We start from the raw sequence: 18816 nt of genomic DNA on the forward strand, positions 1-18816 counted from the left end.
TATTATTAATATAAATTTATTAACCATGAAAGTAAAATTTTCAAAACAAGACCGTGAAGCATTAAGCAAGTCTTTAGCATCATTCGAAAATGACAAGTTAAAAGAAGTATTAAATGTTTCTGGAGCTCAAGCCAAAATTTCAACTTGGGAAAGATCCGTATGGCAAAAAACTAGTGATTTATCATTAGCATAAGCTTAAAGGAAAATTTAAGGGAAGATCTGTGATTTTCATCGATCTTCCCTTATTACTTAATCTTCATAAAAAACAATAATAATACATTTTTTCAAATCATTAGCTTACTATTAATAGATGAAAATAAAAATATCATTTAAATGTTTTTAAAGCTGTATAACATACAATTTTAACCAAAGAGAAGTGTGTATACTTGAAACAAATCCATTTAAAAAACTCCTCAATTAATTTTAATTAAGCATAGAAAAAGAATAATTAATTTTAAAAATAGCACATATGGAAATTTCAGATACCGCTTTAAAATGCAGATTTGCAATTATAAAAATAGCAAGTCGATGCAACTTAAACTGCACATATTGTTATGTATATAATAAAGGAGATTTCTCATATCTCTTACAGCCAAAAGTAATGTCTAACGATACCGTAGACAGCTTCGTATTACAAACAAAAAAGCATTGTGTGGCACACAATATTAAAGAATTCATATTCATATTTCACGGAGGCGAACCTTTATTGGCGGGAAAAGAATTTATTCAATATTTTGTAGACAAAGTAAATCTTGAATTTTCTGAAATAACTACGCGTCCACGATTTACGGTACAAACAAATGCCGTTTTACTCGATAAAGAATGGTGTGAATTATTCGATTCACTAAAGATTTCTGTCGGGATTAGCATTGATGGTCCAAAAGTATACAATGATCAAAATAGAGTGTATCATTCTAAAAAAGGATCTTATGATGATATAGTAAAAGGAATTAATAAAGTAAAAAAGTATGGTAAATCTTCGCTAGGAATTTTATCAGTACTCAACATAGAAATTCCACCGAAAGAAATGTATGATTTCTTTGTTGATTTGAATGTTCCAACGGTTAATATTCTATTGCCAGATGGAAATTATGATAATCCACCAGAAGGTTTGGAAGATGATAATAATAGTTTAGCGTATTCTGATTGGCTGATAGAACTATTTGATCTTTGGTATGATGATAAAAGCAAAATGAACATATCATTATTTAAAAATCTCATATTCTTAATTCTTGGTCATAAAGTTTCTGCAGACGAATTTGGTACAGGAACTACAGATGCCCTTGTCATTGAAACTAATGGAGCTATTGAACCTTTAGACGTTTTAAAAATCTGTGGTGACGGATTTACCCTTGGAGATGCTAATGTAAATAATACATCATTCGACGAAGCATTAAACACACCTTTAGCAAAACGATACCAACTAAGTCATAAAATATTAGCTAAAAAATGTCAAGAATGTCTTGTAAAAGACATCTGCGGAGGCGGAAACTTACCACACAGATATTCTAGCGAAAATGACTTTGACAATCCAAGCATATACTGTCCTAATTTATATAAATTAATATCACACATTCAAAATAGAGTCATTGCTACACTGCCTGAAGATTTAGTAAGAGATTCTGGAATTGTGAAATTAGAATTCACCAACTAATTATGGAGCTACAAAGAAAGAACATAGATATTACTATTGCGAAAAAGGCACTTGAATTCTCAACTAGTAATTTCTTAGAATACAATAAGGTTGTGGACGCAGAATTTAGCGTATTAGTTGATACAAATATGAAGAAATTAGTAGCAGCATATCCTATATTAAAAAAAACATTTGACAATTTACCGAAAGAGCAGCAAAATGAACTGATGTTTGCTCCAGAAATGTTGCGCTTATTATTTTATCCTGATGGAATTTTGGGAGATGAAAAATTAGAGCATTTCTTAGGAATGGTTATTGAAGCTCAAAATGCGAAAATCACAGCAAAATTTGATCATAAAAAATATGGGCGTTCCATATGGACAGCAAATGGTTCTTTTATGATTTCTTTTGACGAAAAAACTAATACGTTTTCTACGTTTCACCAATCTTGTTTATCCAATACTGAAATAACACAAGACTATTTTAGTCATTTCAACTTGATGAATTCTGCGGACGAAAATCATTTTTCAGAAGAAGTAGTTCCTTCATTATATTCTTTTGAAGAAGCAGATGTACTCGAATTAAAAATAGATGAAACATATGATAAATTAGAAACATCATTTCAAGACTTTGTTCGTCTATTTACCAACGTATTACTGCTCAAAAAAACAAATATTGATAGTTTCAAATCGGTTACAGATAACACACACATTAACAGAGTTATTATTTGTAACGGACATAGCGTTGAACTTGAAATATTAGCAGAAGCATTCATGCATGAAGCTACACACGGCTTGCTAACCATCATAGATATATTCAATCAATGGCAACCTGGAAACGAAGAAACCACTATTTTGGGCAGAACTATTCGTTCGCCGTGGACGGGTAATTTATTGACAATAAAAAACCTAGTGCAGGCAGTTTATGTTTGGTATGGACTCTATAATTTTTGGGGAACAAAACCAGCAAACTTTGATTTAAAATATGCGGAAGATCGCGTTGAATTTATCGCAGAAGGCTTCAAAAAATTAGATATGGAGCCATATAGAAATATTCTTAGTACATTAACGTTTTCAGAAATCGGATCTATTAAAAATAATTTCCAATAATCAATGCTTCTTAAAAAGTTTCCATTTTATCATCAAATTTCTAACAAAGATTGTGGACCTACTTGTTTGCGCATCATAAGTAAACATTATGGCAGAGTTTTGTCTTTTAAAGATTTAGATAAAGAAATTTTGTCATACGATGGACTTGTGATTAACGATTTAGAAACGCTAGCTTCAAAGCTCGATTTTCAAAGTATGGTAGTGAAAACTGATTTTGAATCTTTAGAAAACAAAGCACCATTGCCATTTATTGCACATTGGAATCAAAATCATTATGTAGTAGTCTATAAAATTACGGAAACGCATGTGCATGTCGCAGATCCTGCTTTTGGAAAAACAAAATATACAACGGAAGAATTTTTAAAATGTTGGCTTCCAGTTACTGAAATAAGTACACAACAAAAAGGAATTGCACTTTTATTGGAACCTACTGACGCATTTTTTGAAGAAACTCAAAAAGAAGAAGAGTCAAGCAATCCGTTCAAAGCATTTCTATTTCTAAAAAAATATTTCTCACTATATAAATTTCACCTTTCACAGCTGCTAATAGGCTTATTTCTTGGAAGTTTATTGCAATTTGTCTTTCCTTTTCTGACCAAAGCTATTGTAGATTTTGGAATAGAAACGGGCAATGTTGAGTTTTTAGTATTTGTATTAATTGCGCAAGTTGTGCTATTTTTATTGAGTATCGGAATCGAATTTCTACGTGCACATTTACTCATTCACATTAGCAGTCGGATCAACATATTTATCATTTCTGATTTCTTTGTAAAAGTAATGAAACTTCCTATTAGTTTTTTTACATATAAAATAACTGGCGATTTAACGCAGCGAATTCGCGATCATGATAGAGTTGAGAAATTCATCTCAAATTCGCTTTTAAAAAGTATTTTCTCCGTATTTAGTATTACTGTATTCAGTATTGTGCTGTATATATTCAGTGAAATAATATTTCTCATCTTCATTGTCGGAATCACAATTGAGTTGGCATGGATATTTTACTTCTTAAAGAAAATAACGATTTTAGATCAGAAAAGTTTTTCGCTCAATGCCGAAGATCAGAATAAAGTTTTTGAACTTATTACTGGAATACAAGATATAAAACTGAATAATATTGAAGATAAAAAACGTTGGGAATGGGAAAAAATACAATTGAATAGGTTTAACATTGCGATCAAAAAATTAAAACTGAATCAATTACAAGAAGGTGGACAACGCTTTTTTAGTTACATACAAATCATACTCATTACTTTTTTCTCTGCATTTTTAACTATTCAAGGAGAATTGAGTTTGGGTTCTATGATGGCAATTATTTTCATTATTGGACAAATGAGTGGTCCCATAGGGCAATTAATCAATTTTATTCTTGAAGGACAATTAGCGAAATTGAGTATTGATAGACTCATCGAAATTCATGAAAAAGAAGAAGAAAAACAAAGCGATTTAACGAATGTAGCTGCTCTTTTGGAGCATGACATTGAAATCAAAGATATGGAATTTTCATACACAGGAAGATTAAAAGATTCCGTTATCAATAAGCTAAATTTAACCATTCCTAAAGGGAAAATATCAGCTATTGTTGGTATGAGTGGAAGCGGAAAAACAACGCTATTAAAACTACTGCTAAAATTTTATGAACCTACAAGTGGTCAAATCATTCTTGGAGACACTGACCTTACAGACATTAACAATAGTTCTTGGAGAAGTAAATGTGGAGCTGTATTACAAGATAGTTTTATTTTCTCAGAAAGTATTGCTAATAATATTGCACTCAATGAAAACTATAATGAAGCTGTAAATCATGAAAAACTTGCGCAAGCATGTCAAACTGCAAACATCCATGAGTTTATTGAAGGTTTACCCTCAAAATATGAAACAAAAATTGGACAGTACGGAATTGGTTTGAGTCAAGGGCAAAAGCAACGATTGCTTATTGCAAGAGCTATTTATAAAAATCCTGATTATTTATTTTTCGATGAAGCAACTAATTCATTAGATGCTGAAAATGAAAAAGTAATCATTGAAAATCTTGAAGAAATTTATAAAGGAAAAACGGTTATCATTGTTGCACACAGACTCAGTACTGTAAAAAATGCAGATCAAATTATTGTAATGGATAAAGGACGGATTGACGAAATAGGAACACACAAAGAATTAATTGAAAACAAAGGAAAATATTTTAATTTAATCAAAAATCAACTAGAACTTGGATCGTAATAAATTCATATCACATAGAGCGCCTGAAACAGCAGCAATACTCAAAACAATTCCGGGTTCGGCTTTGCGTTGGGGCATGTTTTTCATGAGCTTACTTGTGGCGCTAGTCATATATGCAAGTATCCATTTAATCTACTTTGACTATGATGAAGAAATTGACGTTTATCAAATTGACTCAAAGAACTTACGCATCAATCAACTTACACTTAAAAGTAAAGACTTAAATAAGATCACACACATTTCGATAGGAAATCAAACATTAAAAAAAGATAAAGATTTTCAATTCATTATGGTACCTGAAAAACCAATCGTTATAGAATTTCTCACGTATAGGTTAGATTTAAAAAAAGAAAATGAATTCAAAATTAAAATTCAAAAGAAAGAGAGTTTATCCAAAATCATAATTGGGGATTTATTTAATTAATTTTTCCAAAAAATATTTTCTGAACAATCCTAAAACAAGTTCACAGTTTTTATATAAATTAAGTCAGAGAAGTTAACTTCTGTGTTTTTTTACCTCACACAAAAATTAGTGTTTGAAAGTTAGTACTTCAATGAGGTATTTTATCATTTTCACAATTTCCAATGAATTAATAAAGAACAATAATGGCTCAACACAATAATTTGATTTTTTCAATGAATAGATACTTATAAAAGATACTTTTTTTCAGTACTTAATATAGCATTTCGGTCATTTTAAAGCGTAAATAGAATGTATTTAATTGATTTTCAATAGATTAAAATTATTCATTTTCTAATTTAGGGAAGTGACCTCTAGGTGGCATTTTACACCATTTTTCATCAAATAGAGACCTATATAAACGAAAAAAGCACTGAAAACCAGTGCTTTATCTTAGTAGCGGGAACTGGACTCGAACCAGTGACCTTCGGGTTATGAGCCCGACGAGCTACCTACTGCTCTATCCCGCGCTATTGGATTGCAAATATACAATCATTTTTAATTCTAGCAAGAAAAAAATAAACTTTTTTATTGTTCTATGTTTTGTGCATCAAAACCCATGATAATTCCGTCTTCACTTTGTACGCTTAACTCAATCGGGTTGCAGCAAACTTCGCAGTCTTCAATGTACTTTTGTTCGCGCACAGAAGTGTCAATTAGCATAGATATTTCTTCCCAACAATAGGGACATTGAAAAAAATGTTCGTTCATATCAGCTTAATTTGTCCATTTGTTCTTGTAAATTTTCCCAATTAGTCATGAAAGTTTCTAATTTTTTCTTTTTCCCTTGGTAACTATCAAAAAAATTAGGCTTCGCAATAGTTGCTTCATAATTGGCAGCCAACTCAATATCAATGTCTTTGATTTCTTTTTCTAAGTCAGAAATGTTACGTTCTACTTTGTTTAGTTTGTTGCTAAGTGATTTTTGCTTTTTCTGCGCTTCATACGATTGCTTTGTATCTTCTGTTTTAACGACTTCTTGCTTAACAACCGTACGTTTTTCAACTTCGCGCATGTTTGCCAATTTTCGTTCCTCCAAGTAATAATTAATATCACCCAAATATTCTTTTATCTTCTGATCTTTAAATTCATAAACTTTGTTGGTTAATCCTTGTAAAAAGTCACGATCATGCGAAACCAGAATTAATGTTCCTTCAAATTTTTCCATTGCTTTTTTAAGCACGTTTTTAGATTTGATATCTAAGTGATTTGTTGGCTCATCCATCACTAATACATTGAAAGGTTGCAACAACATTTTGCACAACGCCAAACGGTTTCGTTCGCCTCCAGAAAGTACCTTTACTTTTTTCTCCGCTTCTTCACCTCTAAATAAGAAAGCGCCGAGCATATCGCGTACTTTTGGGCGAGTTTTTTCGTCAGCCGCTTCAATCATAGTTTCCTCCACAGTCAATTCGCCATCTAAATATTCAGCCTGATTTTGCGCAAAGTATCCAATTTGCACATTGTGACCTAAATCCAACGTTCCGTCATGCGGAATTTCATTGACAATAATTTTTGCTAAGGTTGATTTTCCTTGCCCATTTTGACCAACAAACGCAATTTTACTGCTTCTTTCAACAAATAAATCAATCGTAGTTAAAACCTGCTTTTCGCCATAATGTTTCGAGATTTTTCTACCTTCTAACACTACTTTTCCAGGTTGAACCGATATAGGAAACTGAATCGACATCACAGCATTGTCATCTCCATCAACTTCAATACGATCTATTTTTTCTAGTTTTTTGATAAGCGATTGCGCCATCGTAGCTTTGGAAGCTTTGGCTCTAAATTTTTCAATTAACTTTTCCGTATGTTGAATGTGCTTTTCTTGATTTTTTTGAGTCGCTAATTGCTGCTCGCGAAGTTCTTCACGTAATATTAAATATTTTGAATAGGGTTTGTTGTAATCGTAGATTCTTCCCAAGGAAATTTCAATCGTTCTATTCGTAACGTTATCTAGAAACATTTTATCGTGCGAAACAATAATGACTACGCCAGGAAACGTTTTTAAGAACTGTTCCAACCAAATGATAGATTCTATGTCTAAATGGTTTGTTGGCTCATCTAAAAGTAAGACATCGTTTTTTTGAAGTAAAAGTTTTGCCAACTCAATTCGCATCCGCCAACCACCCGAAAATGTATCTGTTTTTTTGTCAAAATCTTCTCGTTTGAAACCTAATCCTTGCAAAACTCTTTCTGTATCACCTTTGTAATTATATCCGCCTAAGATTTCATAACGCGTTGTATTTTCGCTTAAATCTATAATGAGCTGATTATACGATTCGGTGTCATAATCGGTTCGTTCAGAAAGTTGATGATTTGTATGATCGATCTTGAGTTCTATTTCACGAATTTCCTCAAAAGCTTCATAGCTTTCATCCAAAACAGTACGTCCTTGCGTAAATTCAATATCTTGTTTTAAGAAACCAATTTCAACATCTTTATCTGTCGAAATTACACCTTCATCGGGTTCGTTTTCTTTGGCAAGAATTTTTAGAAGCGTAGATTTCCCTGCGCCATTTTTCCCAATTAGTCCAACGCTGTCGCCAGCATTTAAACGGAAAGCAATGTCTTTGAATAAGTATGTTCCGCCAAAAGCAACGGCAATGTTATGAATATTAATCATGTGCATGACAAAAGTTACAGTTTTTATAGAATGGAAGCCTTACTTTTGTATTTAGTAAAACTTGATATTTAATTTATTTTTGCAAATGTTAAAAAAAGGATCGAAATTATATAGTATTTTAACGGGAACTTGTCCAAAATGTCATAATGAACGCATGTATGAGGTAAAAAACCCTTATAAGCTTGCCTATATTTTGAAAATGCATGAAAAATGTTCGCATTGTGGAACTCGTTATAAGATTGAACCTTCTTTTTTTTATGGCGCTATGTATGTGAGTTATGGTGTTGGAATTGGGTTTGCTTTTGCAGCATTTTTTGTTTCTCGATATCTTTTTGGCACTACTTTATTGACTTCTTTTTTCGCAATTATGGGAACACTGATTTTCTTTATGCCTATAATTATGCGGTTGTCACGAAATATTTGGATTAATCTTTTTATGTCTTACGACAAGAATTTGGATGAGAAGCGTGATTAGTTAACGCGAGTTCGATACAGCTTCAAAAAAAATATTCAGATCTCTTCAAGTAAATTTCGAATTAAATATCTCATTATTAGTTTTTTATTTTCTTTTCTTTGCTCGCACAAAGAATACTGAATCAAGTTCAGCACAGGCGTCAACAAAAGAAAGTGCGCTTTTCCAGAGGTATTTTTAGTTTTTCTTTTTGAAAAAAACTAAAACCGCATGAATTTTTCTAAATTTTTTAGTTCACGGTTTTCTATTTTATATTAAGGAGTTCATGAATCTTCGATTTCCAAGGATTCGAAAATTCTTAACGAAAAATGTCTGCTACACTGCGGAAAAGAATCCGTTACGAGTTATTTCTATGTCAAATTTAGATTAATTGATCTTATTATTTGAAACTTTAGGTTGCATATGTTCAAAGCGTTTGATGTCAATTTCGGTTGGCAATGCTGCTTGATGCGTTAGATGGTTATAGAGTTGTTTTGCAACCGTTGGACCAATCATGACGCCACGCGTTCCTAAACCGTTTAAAATAGCTATTTGCGAATGATTTGGATGAATTCCAACTAAAGGTCTTCTATCTACAACTGTTGGACGAATTCCTGCAACTTGATCTATAATTTCATAATCGCAATTGATGAGTTTTGATAGTTTTTCTACCAATTCCGCTTTTGCTTCTTCCGTAATTGCATGTGTTTTGTCTTTCCAATCGTACGTTGCGCCAACACTGTAAATATCATTTCCTTGTGGAATTAAGAAAACGGATGATTTGGATACATAGTCTAAATTCAGATTTGGCGCTTTTATCATGAGTAATTCGCCTTTAGATCCTTTTAGTGGCAAGTAACTGAAATATGGATTGAGGTTGACTCCAAAACCTTCGCAAAAAATAATTTTCTTGGCTTTTATGTTTTGATAGCGAACCGAATTTTCATCCATAATTAGATCGATATATTGAAAACGCTCTTTCCGTAACACATTTTCACTTTCTAAATATTCGCGATATGCTTTGAGTAATTTTTTTGTGTTGATTCTGCCTGTTTTTTTTACTCTTCCAAGAGAGAAAGGTGCATTTAGAGATTTATTCGTGTTTACGACCAGCTTTGTGTCTAAGTATTTTGAGAGTTTTGGCTTGTCGGAAGCTTCAAACCACATATTTTGTTCTTCTACGGCAGTAAATCGTCGCATGACTGCTAGCTTTTCATCAAATTTTACGCCTAGTTTTTGTTCTAAGGCATTGTAAAAAGGCAACGCAATTGCTAGTTGTTCATCAGCATTCCAAGTTAGTGTAAATCGTTTTAGAATGACTGGATTGTACAATCCGCCAGCAACCGTAGACGATTGTTGAGAGTTGTCTTCATATACAATAAACGTTTTTCCATCCGCTTCTAATTCTTCGCAGAAAGCAATTCCAGCTAAACCTAATCCGACAATTATATAATCTACCATAAGTGCAAAAATAAAAGGTATTGATCTTAAGACAAGTTTTGAAGTGAAAAAAAATGAATTCCTTCTGTTTGATTTTAAGATGTTATTGTTAGAAAAGTTAATTCAACTTACAATTTTAAACATGTATTGAAATTAAATCAATAGTAATTCAGAATTTTATTTTTCTAATTTCCAAGGATTATGCGAAACTGAATCAAGTTCAGTTTGACGAAATTTATACTTTCAGAGAACCTATAGTACAACTTTCACTAAACGAAAAAACGCCCACTGAATAGTGAGCGTTTTTTGTATTGTTATGTTATGAATTTTAGTAATTCCACATGTCTTGTTCTTTTCCTCTGATCTTTTCTTTGATTCGTTCAGATTCTAATAACTGCATGAGTGAATTTTCTCTTACATATTCTCTTACGCGTCGATCTCCTTGTACGTTTTCTTCTTTGTAGATCAATCCATTAAAACGTCTGGCGTTTAACAAGTGATCGTACGATAAAGGTTTCGCTGCATTTCGATCGTTGAATGCTTTGGCGCTGTGTAATATTTCACGAACGTCTGGATAGAATACCCAAAATAGTTCAATTAAATCTTGTTGACCATCTTGATCTATAAATTGCACATCTGGTGCTACTGGAGCAATGGCTAGCAATCTATATTTTAATTCTCCTTGACGTTTGTCAAAATACCAAACTCCTTTTACGTGGTATTCTTCAATATCGGCAGATGTTAAGTCTCTTACTTCAATGTATTCATCAGAGAGTTTTTCTCCTCTGTTTAATTGATCGAAACCAGCATCTAAGGTATCTATTTTACGTAAACTATTTTTGATGTTTTCATACGTACGAACTTCTGTAAAGTTTCCGTCTGCGTATACTTTTGCAATGTTTTTGTTTTTAACATTTTTTAGAAGTATATCGTATAAAGAACGTCTGTCAGCACGCATACCAATTGTATCTATTGGATAGTACAAAGGGAAATTTACTCTTTCATCAAGGTCAATGATTTCCCATGTAGTAGCTGACCAAAGAATATCTCTATCGTCTACATATCCGTAAGGTAATGGACCATCGTTATCTGCATCTTTTTGCGCTTGCGTTTTTTTTCCTATTTCTACAGGATCTTTAGCATTCAATAAATTTGCTTGCCCAAGTATTGTTCCTGTGATTAGGAACGCAAATGCTGCTGTAAATAAACCTTTCCAATTCATAACAAATGTTTTAATAATTTTTAGTTTGTAATTTCAATAATTACCGGTGCTACTCTTTTAATAAGCGGCCCACTACTTTTAGCCTTAATGTTAAGGATTTGTACTGTTTGGCCTCTTTTTGCTCTGTTTAAAGCATTTTGAGCTCTTGAATCTAACTTACTACCATTCACCGTAATTGTTGGTTGTCCTGGCACTTTGAAGTCAAATTGTGTAACTCTCAATGGTAAATCAAAATCAAAATCATCTAATTTCGCTTGTACTGTTCCTTTCGCAACACCAGATTTACTCATTTTAGTGGATCCTGCAACTCCTCTGAAATATCCTGTTGGTGCAGGAATTTCTTTAATTCTAAATGTAGCTTTATCACCAGTACTAGAACCGTCGTCTAATTTTGCAGTCACATTGATGGTAACACTTGTTCCTGATTGAGGCTTCATGTTATATTTTCCACTACCTGACATTTTTGTTAATCCTGCAGCATTTGCAGTTACTTTGTTATCAGAAACACCTGCAAATGATATTGTCATTGGATTATCAACTCCACGATAAACAACGTTCATTTTATCAGCAGAAATTGTTGCTGAATTAGGTTTTGGAACTACTACATAATTACCAGTAATAGGAATTTTTAGTTCTTTGTTGTTTTCAATAAATGTAAACTCACCTTTGATTTCGTGCTCACCTACATTTCCAACATTAAAATCTAGCGTTGCTGCTCCACTTTCGTCAATAGATTCAGATAAGTTGATTTCGCTTCCTTGTACAACTAATTTTGTTGGTGGAACGTTTGCATATTTACCGATTACTACTTTTCCTTGGAATTTTTCTCCCGCAAAGAAAGCAGACTTATCAGCTAATATAATTGCTTGATAATTGTTTAATGTTGTAGCATCAGTTACAATATTTCCTAAGAATAGACTGAACATGTTTGCCTCATTAACTTTAATGTCATTTTGCATTGCCGTTAATTTCGTATATGATGCGATTGCTGGAAAACCTTGATAGTTATATGCTAACCAATCAATTTCTTTACCATCGTTATTTTCTACTTTATCAGTACTGAATGTTTTTTCAAAAGCTTCCGCTCTACCTCTATAACTTTCATCAGTAGCAAGAATCGTTTGAATTTTAACTTTGTATTCTTCAATTTTAGCCATCACTTCTTGACCTGTTGTAGTCAATCTGTCACCTGTAAACCAAGCTTCGTCTAAAATATCAGTTTTATCCATTTCTTCAAAAGGAAGTTTTCCAGTTTCGTCAACTTCATATCCACCTTCTCTTAAAAGTTCTACTTTTAAAGTTTCAAGGTATGCATATAAGTTATCAGAAGCGATCTTTACTTGTTGCGCTTTTGCCGCAGGCGATTTAAATTCCTTTGGATTTTCTGCTGCTTTTGTTTTCAGCTCTAATAATAATCTATCATTTCTATCAATGGTTGCCTCATTTGCATCCGCAAACTTTGCTTCCATTAATCCGAAAGCTGAAAGTACTTCTTTTGACATATTCATTGCCATCATTGCGATGAAAACTAAATACATCAAGTTAATCATTTTCTGCCTTGCAGATAATTTTCCTCCTGCCATTTCTAATTAGTTTTTTTGGTTAATTTGTTTTGTTGAATTAAATTATAATCCTAATTAGTTTTTGTTCATTGCAGATAACATTCCACCATACACACCATTTAATGATGATAGGTTTGATGCTAAAGACTGCATTTGATCTTTTAATTTTGTAGCATTTTCAGCAGCTTCTTCATTAATCACCGTTTGACGACTAGCGCTTTCCATTTGCACTTTATAAAGACTGTTTAAAGATTCCATTTGTGCAGCAGCTAAAGACATTTCTTGGCTGTATTTCTTAGTAGAAGAAATTGCATCAACTGTTGGAGAGATACTTTTTGCAGCTCCTTCAAAGTTACGAATGCTAGTTCCTAGGCTAGCCATTAATTCGCTGTCTATTTTAGCATCTTTTAATAAGTTATCTAATTTCTTTGATAATATTCCTTCTGCATCAGTAGCTTCTGCATCTTTTTTAGCTTTTGCTTTCATAGAACCTCCTGATAATTCAGGATATACTAATGACCAGTCTAATTCGTTTGTTTGCCTTTCAAAGGCAGAATAAGTAAATACGAGTGCTTCTACAATCATTCCTACGGTCAAAATTTCACTTCCATAAGGCCAGTGTTGAATTTTAAATAATGCTCCTACAATTACAATTGCTGCTCCAAGTCCATATACCATGTTCGTCAGCGTGATCTTGCCATTCTTTGCCATAATAATCTAATTTTTAGTTTAGTGTTTAGTTAATAAAGTTTAAGTATTGGGATAACCGTGGTTTAAATTTTAGTATTTTTAGTTTTTACTATCTTTTTCCTGCTCCAACTACATCAGTTCCCATGTAGCTTTGTACAGTTCTAAATCCGATATAACTTCTTGCGGAATCTCTGTATTCAAAATCTCTTGTACTTACTTGTAAGAAGTACTCAACATCTTTCCATGATCCACCGCGAATTACTTTACGAGCGTTTAGTGTATCATTTACGTTTGGACTCATTGTAGACATGTATTCGTATGAACTAGGATCGTAAGACGATGCTGTCCATTCTGCTACGTTACCAGCCATATTGTATAGGTTAAAATCATTTGGTTCGTACGCATCAACTTCTACGGTATATAAAGCTTGATCTGCTGCATAGTTTCCTCTTAATGGCTTAAAGTTCGCCAAGAAACATCCTCTGTCATTCATTGTGTAAGGTCCACCCCAAGGATATGTAGCTCCTTCGAGTCCACCTCTAGCGGCATATTCCCATTCTGCTTCTGAAGGCAATCTGAACCTATTTACTTGATGACGTTTTCTTTCACGTCTGTAGATATTCTTTTTTAATGTTCTCCATTCACAGAAAGCTTTTGCTTGTTTCCAAGTTACACCAACTACAGGATAGTCATTGTATGCATCATGCCAAAAGTAGTCATTATGCATTGGCTCGTTGTACGAGTATTCGAAGTCTCTAATCCAAACAGTTGTATCAGGATAGATTTCTAGATTTTCTCTTTTGATGAATTCCGTACGCTTTAAACCTTTGTTTTTAGCTGCACTCTCAATATCCATCCATGTATACTGGAATCTTACCTTTGTCCAGTTAATTGTACGCTGTCCATTGTATGATTCTGCTTCTGGAATTAACATAGAATCCATTACCTCAGCATAGAACTCATCTGGAATTTCAGACATGTCCCAAATCAACTCTTCATCGAGATTTAGTCGTCTACCTTCATAACCTGTAACTCCAAGACCTACATAGTTATCAAGATTATATTTTTGCCACTGTGTTTGATTTGCAGTATCTACATCTTTGAATGCAAATTTTGCAATACCATCGTCAGCAGGATCTGTTTTCCCTTCTTCATCAGCTAGAATAGCTAATTTTGTTCTGATAATGGAATCTCTTACCCAATACACAAATTCTCTGTATTCACTATTAGTGATTTCAGTTTCGTCCATGTAAAACGAAGGTACTGTAACGGTTTTAGTAGGTGCGTTTTTGGTCTGAGCAATGTCATCATCGGATTTACCCATGATGAAGGATCCGCCTGGAACTAGCGTCATACCATAAGGCTTTTCAGGATGCCATTTTTTACCTTTGACACCGACTAGCTCACCTCGATCTTTAGAGCCACAGCTATAAAGAAATGCTAAAACGGCTGCTAATACAACAATCTTTTTCATACGGAATTATTGAGGTTAATACGTTTTTTATAGATTTTAAGGGCGTAAACCTATCTATTTATTTTTAAAAAAACAATTTTTTGTTCTAAAAACTAATAGTTTAGAATTGCTTTTTTTAAATATAATTTTAAGGTTTTCTTAACACGCTTCTTTAATTAATACTTTTTTTATACGCCATCCACCATCTTTCAGGGATAATTTGATTGCAAGCATTCAAATAATCTTGGTGTGTGCAAGGTAATAACGTATGTCTTTTTAATTTATTATTCAAACTTGAAATAAATGGTATTTCTATCCACCATCTTTCCGTCTTGTTACTTTTGTAAAAAATCATCTCTTCTACATCACTGGGCACAATATACTTCAAATAATCATCTTTTGATGCAAATGGATAATCATTAACACGATAATTTACACCTTCCATAAAATACCAAATCATTTGCGCCACTAACATCGCAGTAATTTCTTCATCTTTTGAATTTTTATATTCAAAGATTCCAAAGGAAGATACTTTGTCGCTAATTCCCGCATACCGACTGATAGCACAGATTTCTTTCCCATCTAATCCGTTGGGCGATGTGTTTTGATTTCCGCTTACTTCAGATGCTTTTACAGCTGATAAATCAATTCCAACAATATCAGCATCACGCGTAATTGGTTCAACAATACTAATGTCGTTTGATACTTTTCCTAAACGATAGGTATCAAAAAATAATTTTCGCATTAAATCTATTTCTTCTTGCGAATTGAAATAGGTTTGATAACCAATGTTACTGTAATTAAACAGATTGTGCGGTGCTTCCATGATAATTTTTCCCATGTACGAATGATTACTTACCGCATGGTTGACAACTCCGAAATCGAATTTACTGTCAACATTTACGACGTTTACCATTTGCTCCAACTTGTCATACGCTCTGTACATTGCGTACATTAAGTCTTGACTTCCGCCAATAATGATAGGAATGATATTATTTTTGAGTAACGGCTCCATAATCGCCTTTAAAGCCGCATATGTATCTTCTACCGATGCTCCTTTGTGTAAATTTCCAAGATCTACAGTTTTATGCTGCCAGTTTCCTGGAAATAGACTGTATAATGCTTTTCTAATTTCTAATAGATTGAGTTTTTCGCCCAAATAATTGATATCGCTACGATTTTCCAATACAGCAATGATTGCAAATTTTGCAGTCATCACATGTTCAGGAATTCCATTTTTAGATGTGTGAATGTCTATTTGATTTCCTAATGCCTGTTGGGATAGTAATTCATTATGAGCCATCAATACATCATTGACAGGCGATAAAAATTCAAACTCCATTATTTTTTCGCTTTTGGTTTCGCTTTCGCTTTTGCCTTTGGTTTCGCTTTTGCTTTTTTCTTAGGAGTTTTCTCTTCAATCATCTTCTGAACTTCTTCCAACGTCAGTTTTGAAGCATCAACCGTTTTTGGAAGTTCTATTTTTATTTTTCCTTTAAGAACATTGCTTCTTCCCCAACGTGCTTTTTCAACGCGGATTCCTTCTTCTTCCCAATTATGAATGACTTTGTCTATTTCTTTTTGCTTCTTCTCTTCTATTAATTGCTCAATATCTTCTTGCGAAAGATTATCAAAGTCATATTTTTTATTCACATTAATGAAAATTCCATTCCATTTTAGGAAAGGACCAAAACGCCCAACTCCTTTGGTTACGTCATGAGTATCATATTGAGCAATTGGCGCATCTGCTAGTTCACGTGCTTTAATTAACTCTAAAGCTCTGTCCATTTCCACACTTAAAGGATCTTCTCCTTTATCAAGAGAAATAAATTTTTTACCCAATTTCACATACGGACCAAAACGTCCATTGTTTACCTCAACAGTTTCGCCTTTGTATTCTCCAAGTGCTTTTGGCAACTGAAATAAATCCATTGCCTCTTCAAAAGTGATGGTGTTTAGTTGTTGATCTGGACTCAGACTTGCAAATTTAGGCTTGTCTTCATCGTCAACGGTTCCAACTTGAACCATCGGTCCAAATTTACCCAAACGCACACTTACTTGTTTTCCGCTTTCAGGATCTTTTCCTAAAATTCGTTCACCTGATTCACGTTCTGCATTTTCTTTTACGTCTTCTACTTTTGGATGAAAGTCATTATAGAAGTTTTTCATCATCACTTTCCATTCTTCTTTTCCTTCCGCAATATTATCAAAGTCTTGCTCTACTTTTGCAGTAAAGTTGTAATCTAATATCGAAGCGAAATTTTTCACCAAGAAATCATTTACAATCATTCCAATATCCGTTGGCACTAACTTTCCTTTGTCTGAACCTACTTTCTCCGTGAGTTCTTTTTCAATGATTTTATCACCTTCTAATGTTAGTTGCTCGTATTTTCTTTCTACTCCATCAACAGTTCCTTTGTCAACATACCCTCTGTTTTGAATCGTAGAAATGGTTGGCGCGTATGTTGACGGTCTTCCAATTCCTAGTTCTTCTAGTTGCTTTACTAAAGATGCTTCCGTAAATCTGTATGGCGCTTGTGTGTAACGTTGTGTCGCCGAAATGTATTCATTGGCAAGTTGCTCACCAACTTTTAACGTTGGCAACATTCCGTCTTGCTCTTCTTCGTCATCATCTTTTCCTTCAAGATATACTTTTAGGAAACCTTCAAATTTTAATACTTCACCGTTTGCAGTAAAACGTTCGCCATGTGTATCTGCTTCAATTTTTGCGTTGGTACGTTCTAATTGCGCATCGCTCATTTGAGAAGCTACAGTACGTTTCCAGATGAGTTCATATAAACGAACTTGATCGTATTCAGCTTGTACCGAATGGTTTTCCATAATGGTAGGTCTGATTGCCTCGTGCGCTTCTTGTGCGCCTTTTGATTTACTTTTATAGTTTCTTGGCTTGCTGTATTCTTTTCCATAAGCACGAGTGATTTCTGCTTCCGCTGCGCTTTTTGCATCGTTAGACAAGTTTACACTATCCGTTCTCATGTATGTTATATACCCAGCTTCATATAAACGCTGTGCCAAGGTCATTGTTTTACTTACAGAGAAATATAGCTTTCGCGATGCTTCTTGTTGTAAGGTTGATGTGGTAAATGGCGCTGCTGGCGATTTTTTTGCTGGTTTTGTTTCTAAATTGGCAATTTTGAAGTTGGCGCCAACATTTTTAGCTAAGAAATCTTTTGCTGCTTTGTGTGTTGGAAATGTTTTATTGAGTCTGGCTTTGAATTTTTTTCCTTCTGAGTTTAGGAATTCGGCAGCTACTTTGAAAGTTGCTTGCGGATTGAATTCTTGAATACTACGTTCGCGCTCTACAATTAAACGAACCGAAACCGATTGTACTCTTCCTGCAGATAATCCGCCTTTTACTTTTCTCCAGAGTACTGGCGACAATTCATAACCTACTAATCTGTCTAAGATTCTTCGGGCTTGTTGTGCATTTACTAAGTTATAATCAATATCTCTTGGATTTTCGATTGCTTTTAGAATGGCAGTTTTGGTAATTTCGTGAAATACAATTCGCTTTGTACGTTCTGGCGTAAGCTTTAATGTTTCCGATAAATGCCATGCAATTGCTTCTCCTTCTCGATCTTCATCACTAGCGAGCCAAACCATTTCTGCTTTCTTCGCTAAGTCTTTCAGTTTTTTTACAACTGCTTTTTTATCATCAGAGACTACATATTCTGGCTCAAAATCGCCATCAACATTTACACCTAATTCTTTGGAAGGTAAGTCAGCAATATGTCCAAAACTCGATTCTACTTTGAAATCTTTCCCAAGAAATTTCTCAATCGTTTTTGCTTTTGCAGGTGACTCAACAATTACCAGATTCTTTGCCATATATGATTTTTTCAGAGTACAAAAGTATATAGATTTTTAATTATTGACACATTTTTTTTGTGTTTATACTTTTTGCACACTTAGAATGAATCACTTTTTAAGGG

The 18816-nt window shown here is 33.5% G+C and carries 15 protein-coding genes and 1 tRNA gene; 6 read left to right on the forward strand and 10 right to left on the reverse strand.

Going from position 1 to position 18816, the window contains the following annotated elements; genetic code table 11:
- Positions 1 to 25 precede the first annotated feature (25 nt).
- The 5 genes from IMCC3317_RS11265 (at position 26) to IMCC3317_RS11285 (ending at position 5383) form a co-directional block, all read left to right on the forward strand.
- Complete coding sequence (locus tag IMCC3317_RS11265; protein ID WP_160129606.1) at positions 26 to 193, forward strand: hypothetical protein; 168 nt, start codon at positions 26 to 28, stop codon at positions 191 to 193.
- Positions 194 to 469: 276 nt separating this feature from the next.
- The gene (locus tag IMCC3317_RS11270) at positions 470 to 1654 is read left to right on the forward strand and encodes a radical SAM protein (RefSeq protein WP_160129607.1); all 1185 of its coding nucleotides are present in this window, start codon (positions 470 to 472) and stop codon (positions 1652 to 1654) included.
- Positions 1655 to 1656: 2 nt separating this feature from the next.
- Positions 1657 to 2742: a hypothetical protein gene (locus tag IMCC3317_RS11275; RefSeq protein WP_160129608.1), complete on the forward strand. Its 1086-nt coding sequence runs from the start codon at positions 1657 to 1659 to the stop codon at positions 2740 to 2742.
- Positions 2743 to 2745: 3 nt separating this feature from the next.
- The gene (locus IMCC3317_RS11280; RefSeq protein ID WP_160129609.1) at positions 2746 to 4959 is read left to right on the forward strand and encodes a peptidase domain-containing ABC transporter; all 2214 of its coding nucleotides are present in this window, start codon (positions 2746 to 2748) and stop codon (positions 4957 to 4959) included.
- Positions 4949 to 5383: a hypothetical protein gene (locus IMCC3317_RS11285; protein WP_160129610.1), complete on the forward strand. Its 435-nt coding sequence runs from the start codon at positions 4949 to 4951 to the stop codon at positions 5381 to 5383. The genes IMCC3317_RS11280 and IMCC3317_RS11285 overlap by 11 nt, the downstream gene beginning before the upstream one ends.
- A gap of 433 nt (positions 5384 to 5816) precedes the next feature.
- Here the strand turns inward: IMCC3317_RS11285 and IMCC3317_RS11290 are convergent.
- The 3 genes from IMCC3317_RS11290 to IMCC3317_RS11300 all read right to left on the reverse strand — a co-directional run bounded on the left by IMCC3317_RS11290 (position 5817) and on the right by IMCC3317_RS11300 (position 8045).
- Positions 5817 to 5889: transfer RNA gene (locus IMCC3317_RS11290), tRNA-Met, on the reverse strand.
- Between the two features lie 58 nt (positions 5890 to 5947).
- A complete protein-coding gene (locus IMCC3317_RS11295; protein ID WP_160129611.1) occupies positions 5948 to 6130 on the reverse strand; it encodes a CPXCG motif-containing cysteine-rich protein in 183 nt (60 codons plus the stop codon).
- A gap of 1 nt (position 6131) precedes the next feature.
- Complete coding sequence (locus tag IMCC3317_RS11300; protein WP_160131907.1) at positions 6132 to 8045, reverse strand: ABC-F family ATP-binding cassette domain-containing protein; 1914 nt, start codon at positions 8043 to 8045, stop codon at positions 6132 to 6134.
- An 85-nt stretch (positions 8046 to 8130) separates the two neighbouring features.
- Between IMCC3317_RS11300 and IMCC3317_RS11305 the strand changes: the two genes are divergently transcribed.
- Positions 8131 to 8520, forward strand: coding sequence for a DUF983 domain-containing protein (locus IMCC3317_RS11305; RefSeq protein WP_160129612.1), 390 nt, complete (start codon positions 8131 to 8133; stop codon positions 8518 to 8520).
- Between the two features lie 363 nt (positions 8521 to 8883).
- On the opposite strand, the gene IMCC3317_RS11310 is transcribed toward IMCC3317_RS11305, so the two are convergent.
- The 7 genes from IMCC3317_RS11310 to topA form a co-directional block, all read right to left on the reverse strand.
- Complete coding sequence (locus IMCC3317_RS11310; protein ID WP_160129613.1) at positions 8884 to 9957, reverse strand: NAD(P)/FAD-dependent oxidoreductase; 1074 nt, start codon at positions 9955 to 9957, stop codon at positions 8884 to 8886.
- Between the two features lie 307 nt (positions 9958 to 10264).
- Positions 10265 to 11158 (reverse strand): type IX secretion system ring subunit PorN/GldN, encoded by an 894-nt coding sequence (porN, locus tag IMCC3317_RS11315; protein ID WP_160129614.1) that lies wholly within the window; start codon positions 11156 to 11158, stop codon positions 10265 to 10267.
- 20 nt (positions 11159 to 11178) lie between these two features.
- Positions 11179 to 12741 (reverse strand): type IX secretion system motor protein PorM/GldM, encoded by a 1563-nt coding sequence (porM, locus tag IMCC3317_RS11320; RefSeq protein ID WP_160129615.1) that lies wholly within the window; start codon positions 12739 to 12741, stop codon positions 11179 to 11181.
- A gap of 54 nt (positions 12742 to 12795) precedes the next feature.
- Positions 12796 to 13431, reverse strand: coding sequence for a type IX secretion system motor protein PorL/GldL (gene porL, locus IMCC3317_RS11325; protein ID WP_160129616.1), 636 nt, complete (start codon positions 13429 to 13431; stop codon positions 12796 to 12798).
- Between the two features lie 88 nt (positions 13432 to 13519).
- Positions 13520 to 14884 carry a T9SS ring complex lipoprotein PorK/GldK gene (gene porK / locus IMCC3317_RS11330; RefSeq protein WP_160129617.1) on the reverse strand — a complete coding sequence of 455 codons (1365 nt, stop codon included), beginning with the start codon at positions 14882 to 14884 and terminating at the stop codon, positions 13520 to 13522.
- Positions 14885 to 15035: 151 nt separating this feature from the next.
- Positions 15036 to 16205 (reverse strand): formimidoylglutamase, encoded by a 1170-nt coding sequence (locus IMCC3317_RS11335; RefSeq protein ID WP_160129618.1) that lies wholly within the window; start codon positions 16203 to 16205, stop codon positions 15036 to 15038.
- A complete protein-coding gene (topA, locus tag IMCC3317_RS11340; protein ID WP_160129619.1) occupies positions 16205 to 18712 on the reverse strand; it encodes a type I DNA topoisomerase in 2508 nt (835 codons plus the stop codon). Before topA ends, IMCC3317_RS11335 begins: the two co-directional genes overlap by 1 nt.
- Positions 18713 to 18816: the final 104 nt, after the last annotated feature.

The sequence above is a fragment of the Kordia antarctica genome (genome assembly GCF_009901525.1).
Taxonomy (GTDB): domain Bacteria; phylum Bacteroidota; class Bacteroidia; order Flavobacteriales; family Flavobacteriaceae; genus Kordia; species Kordia antarctica.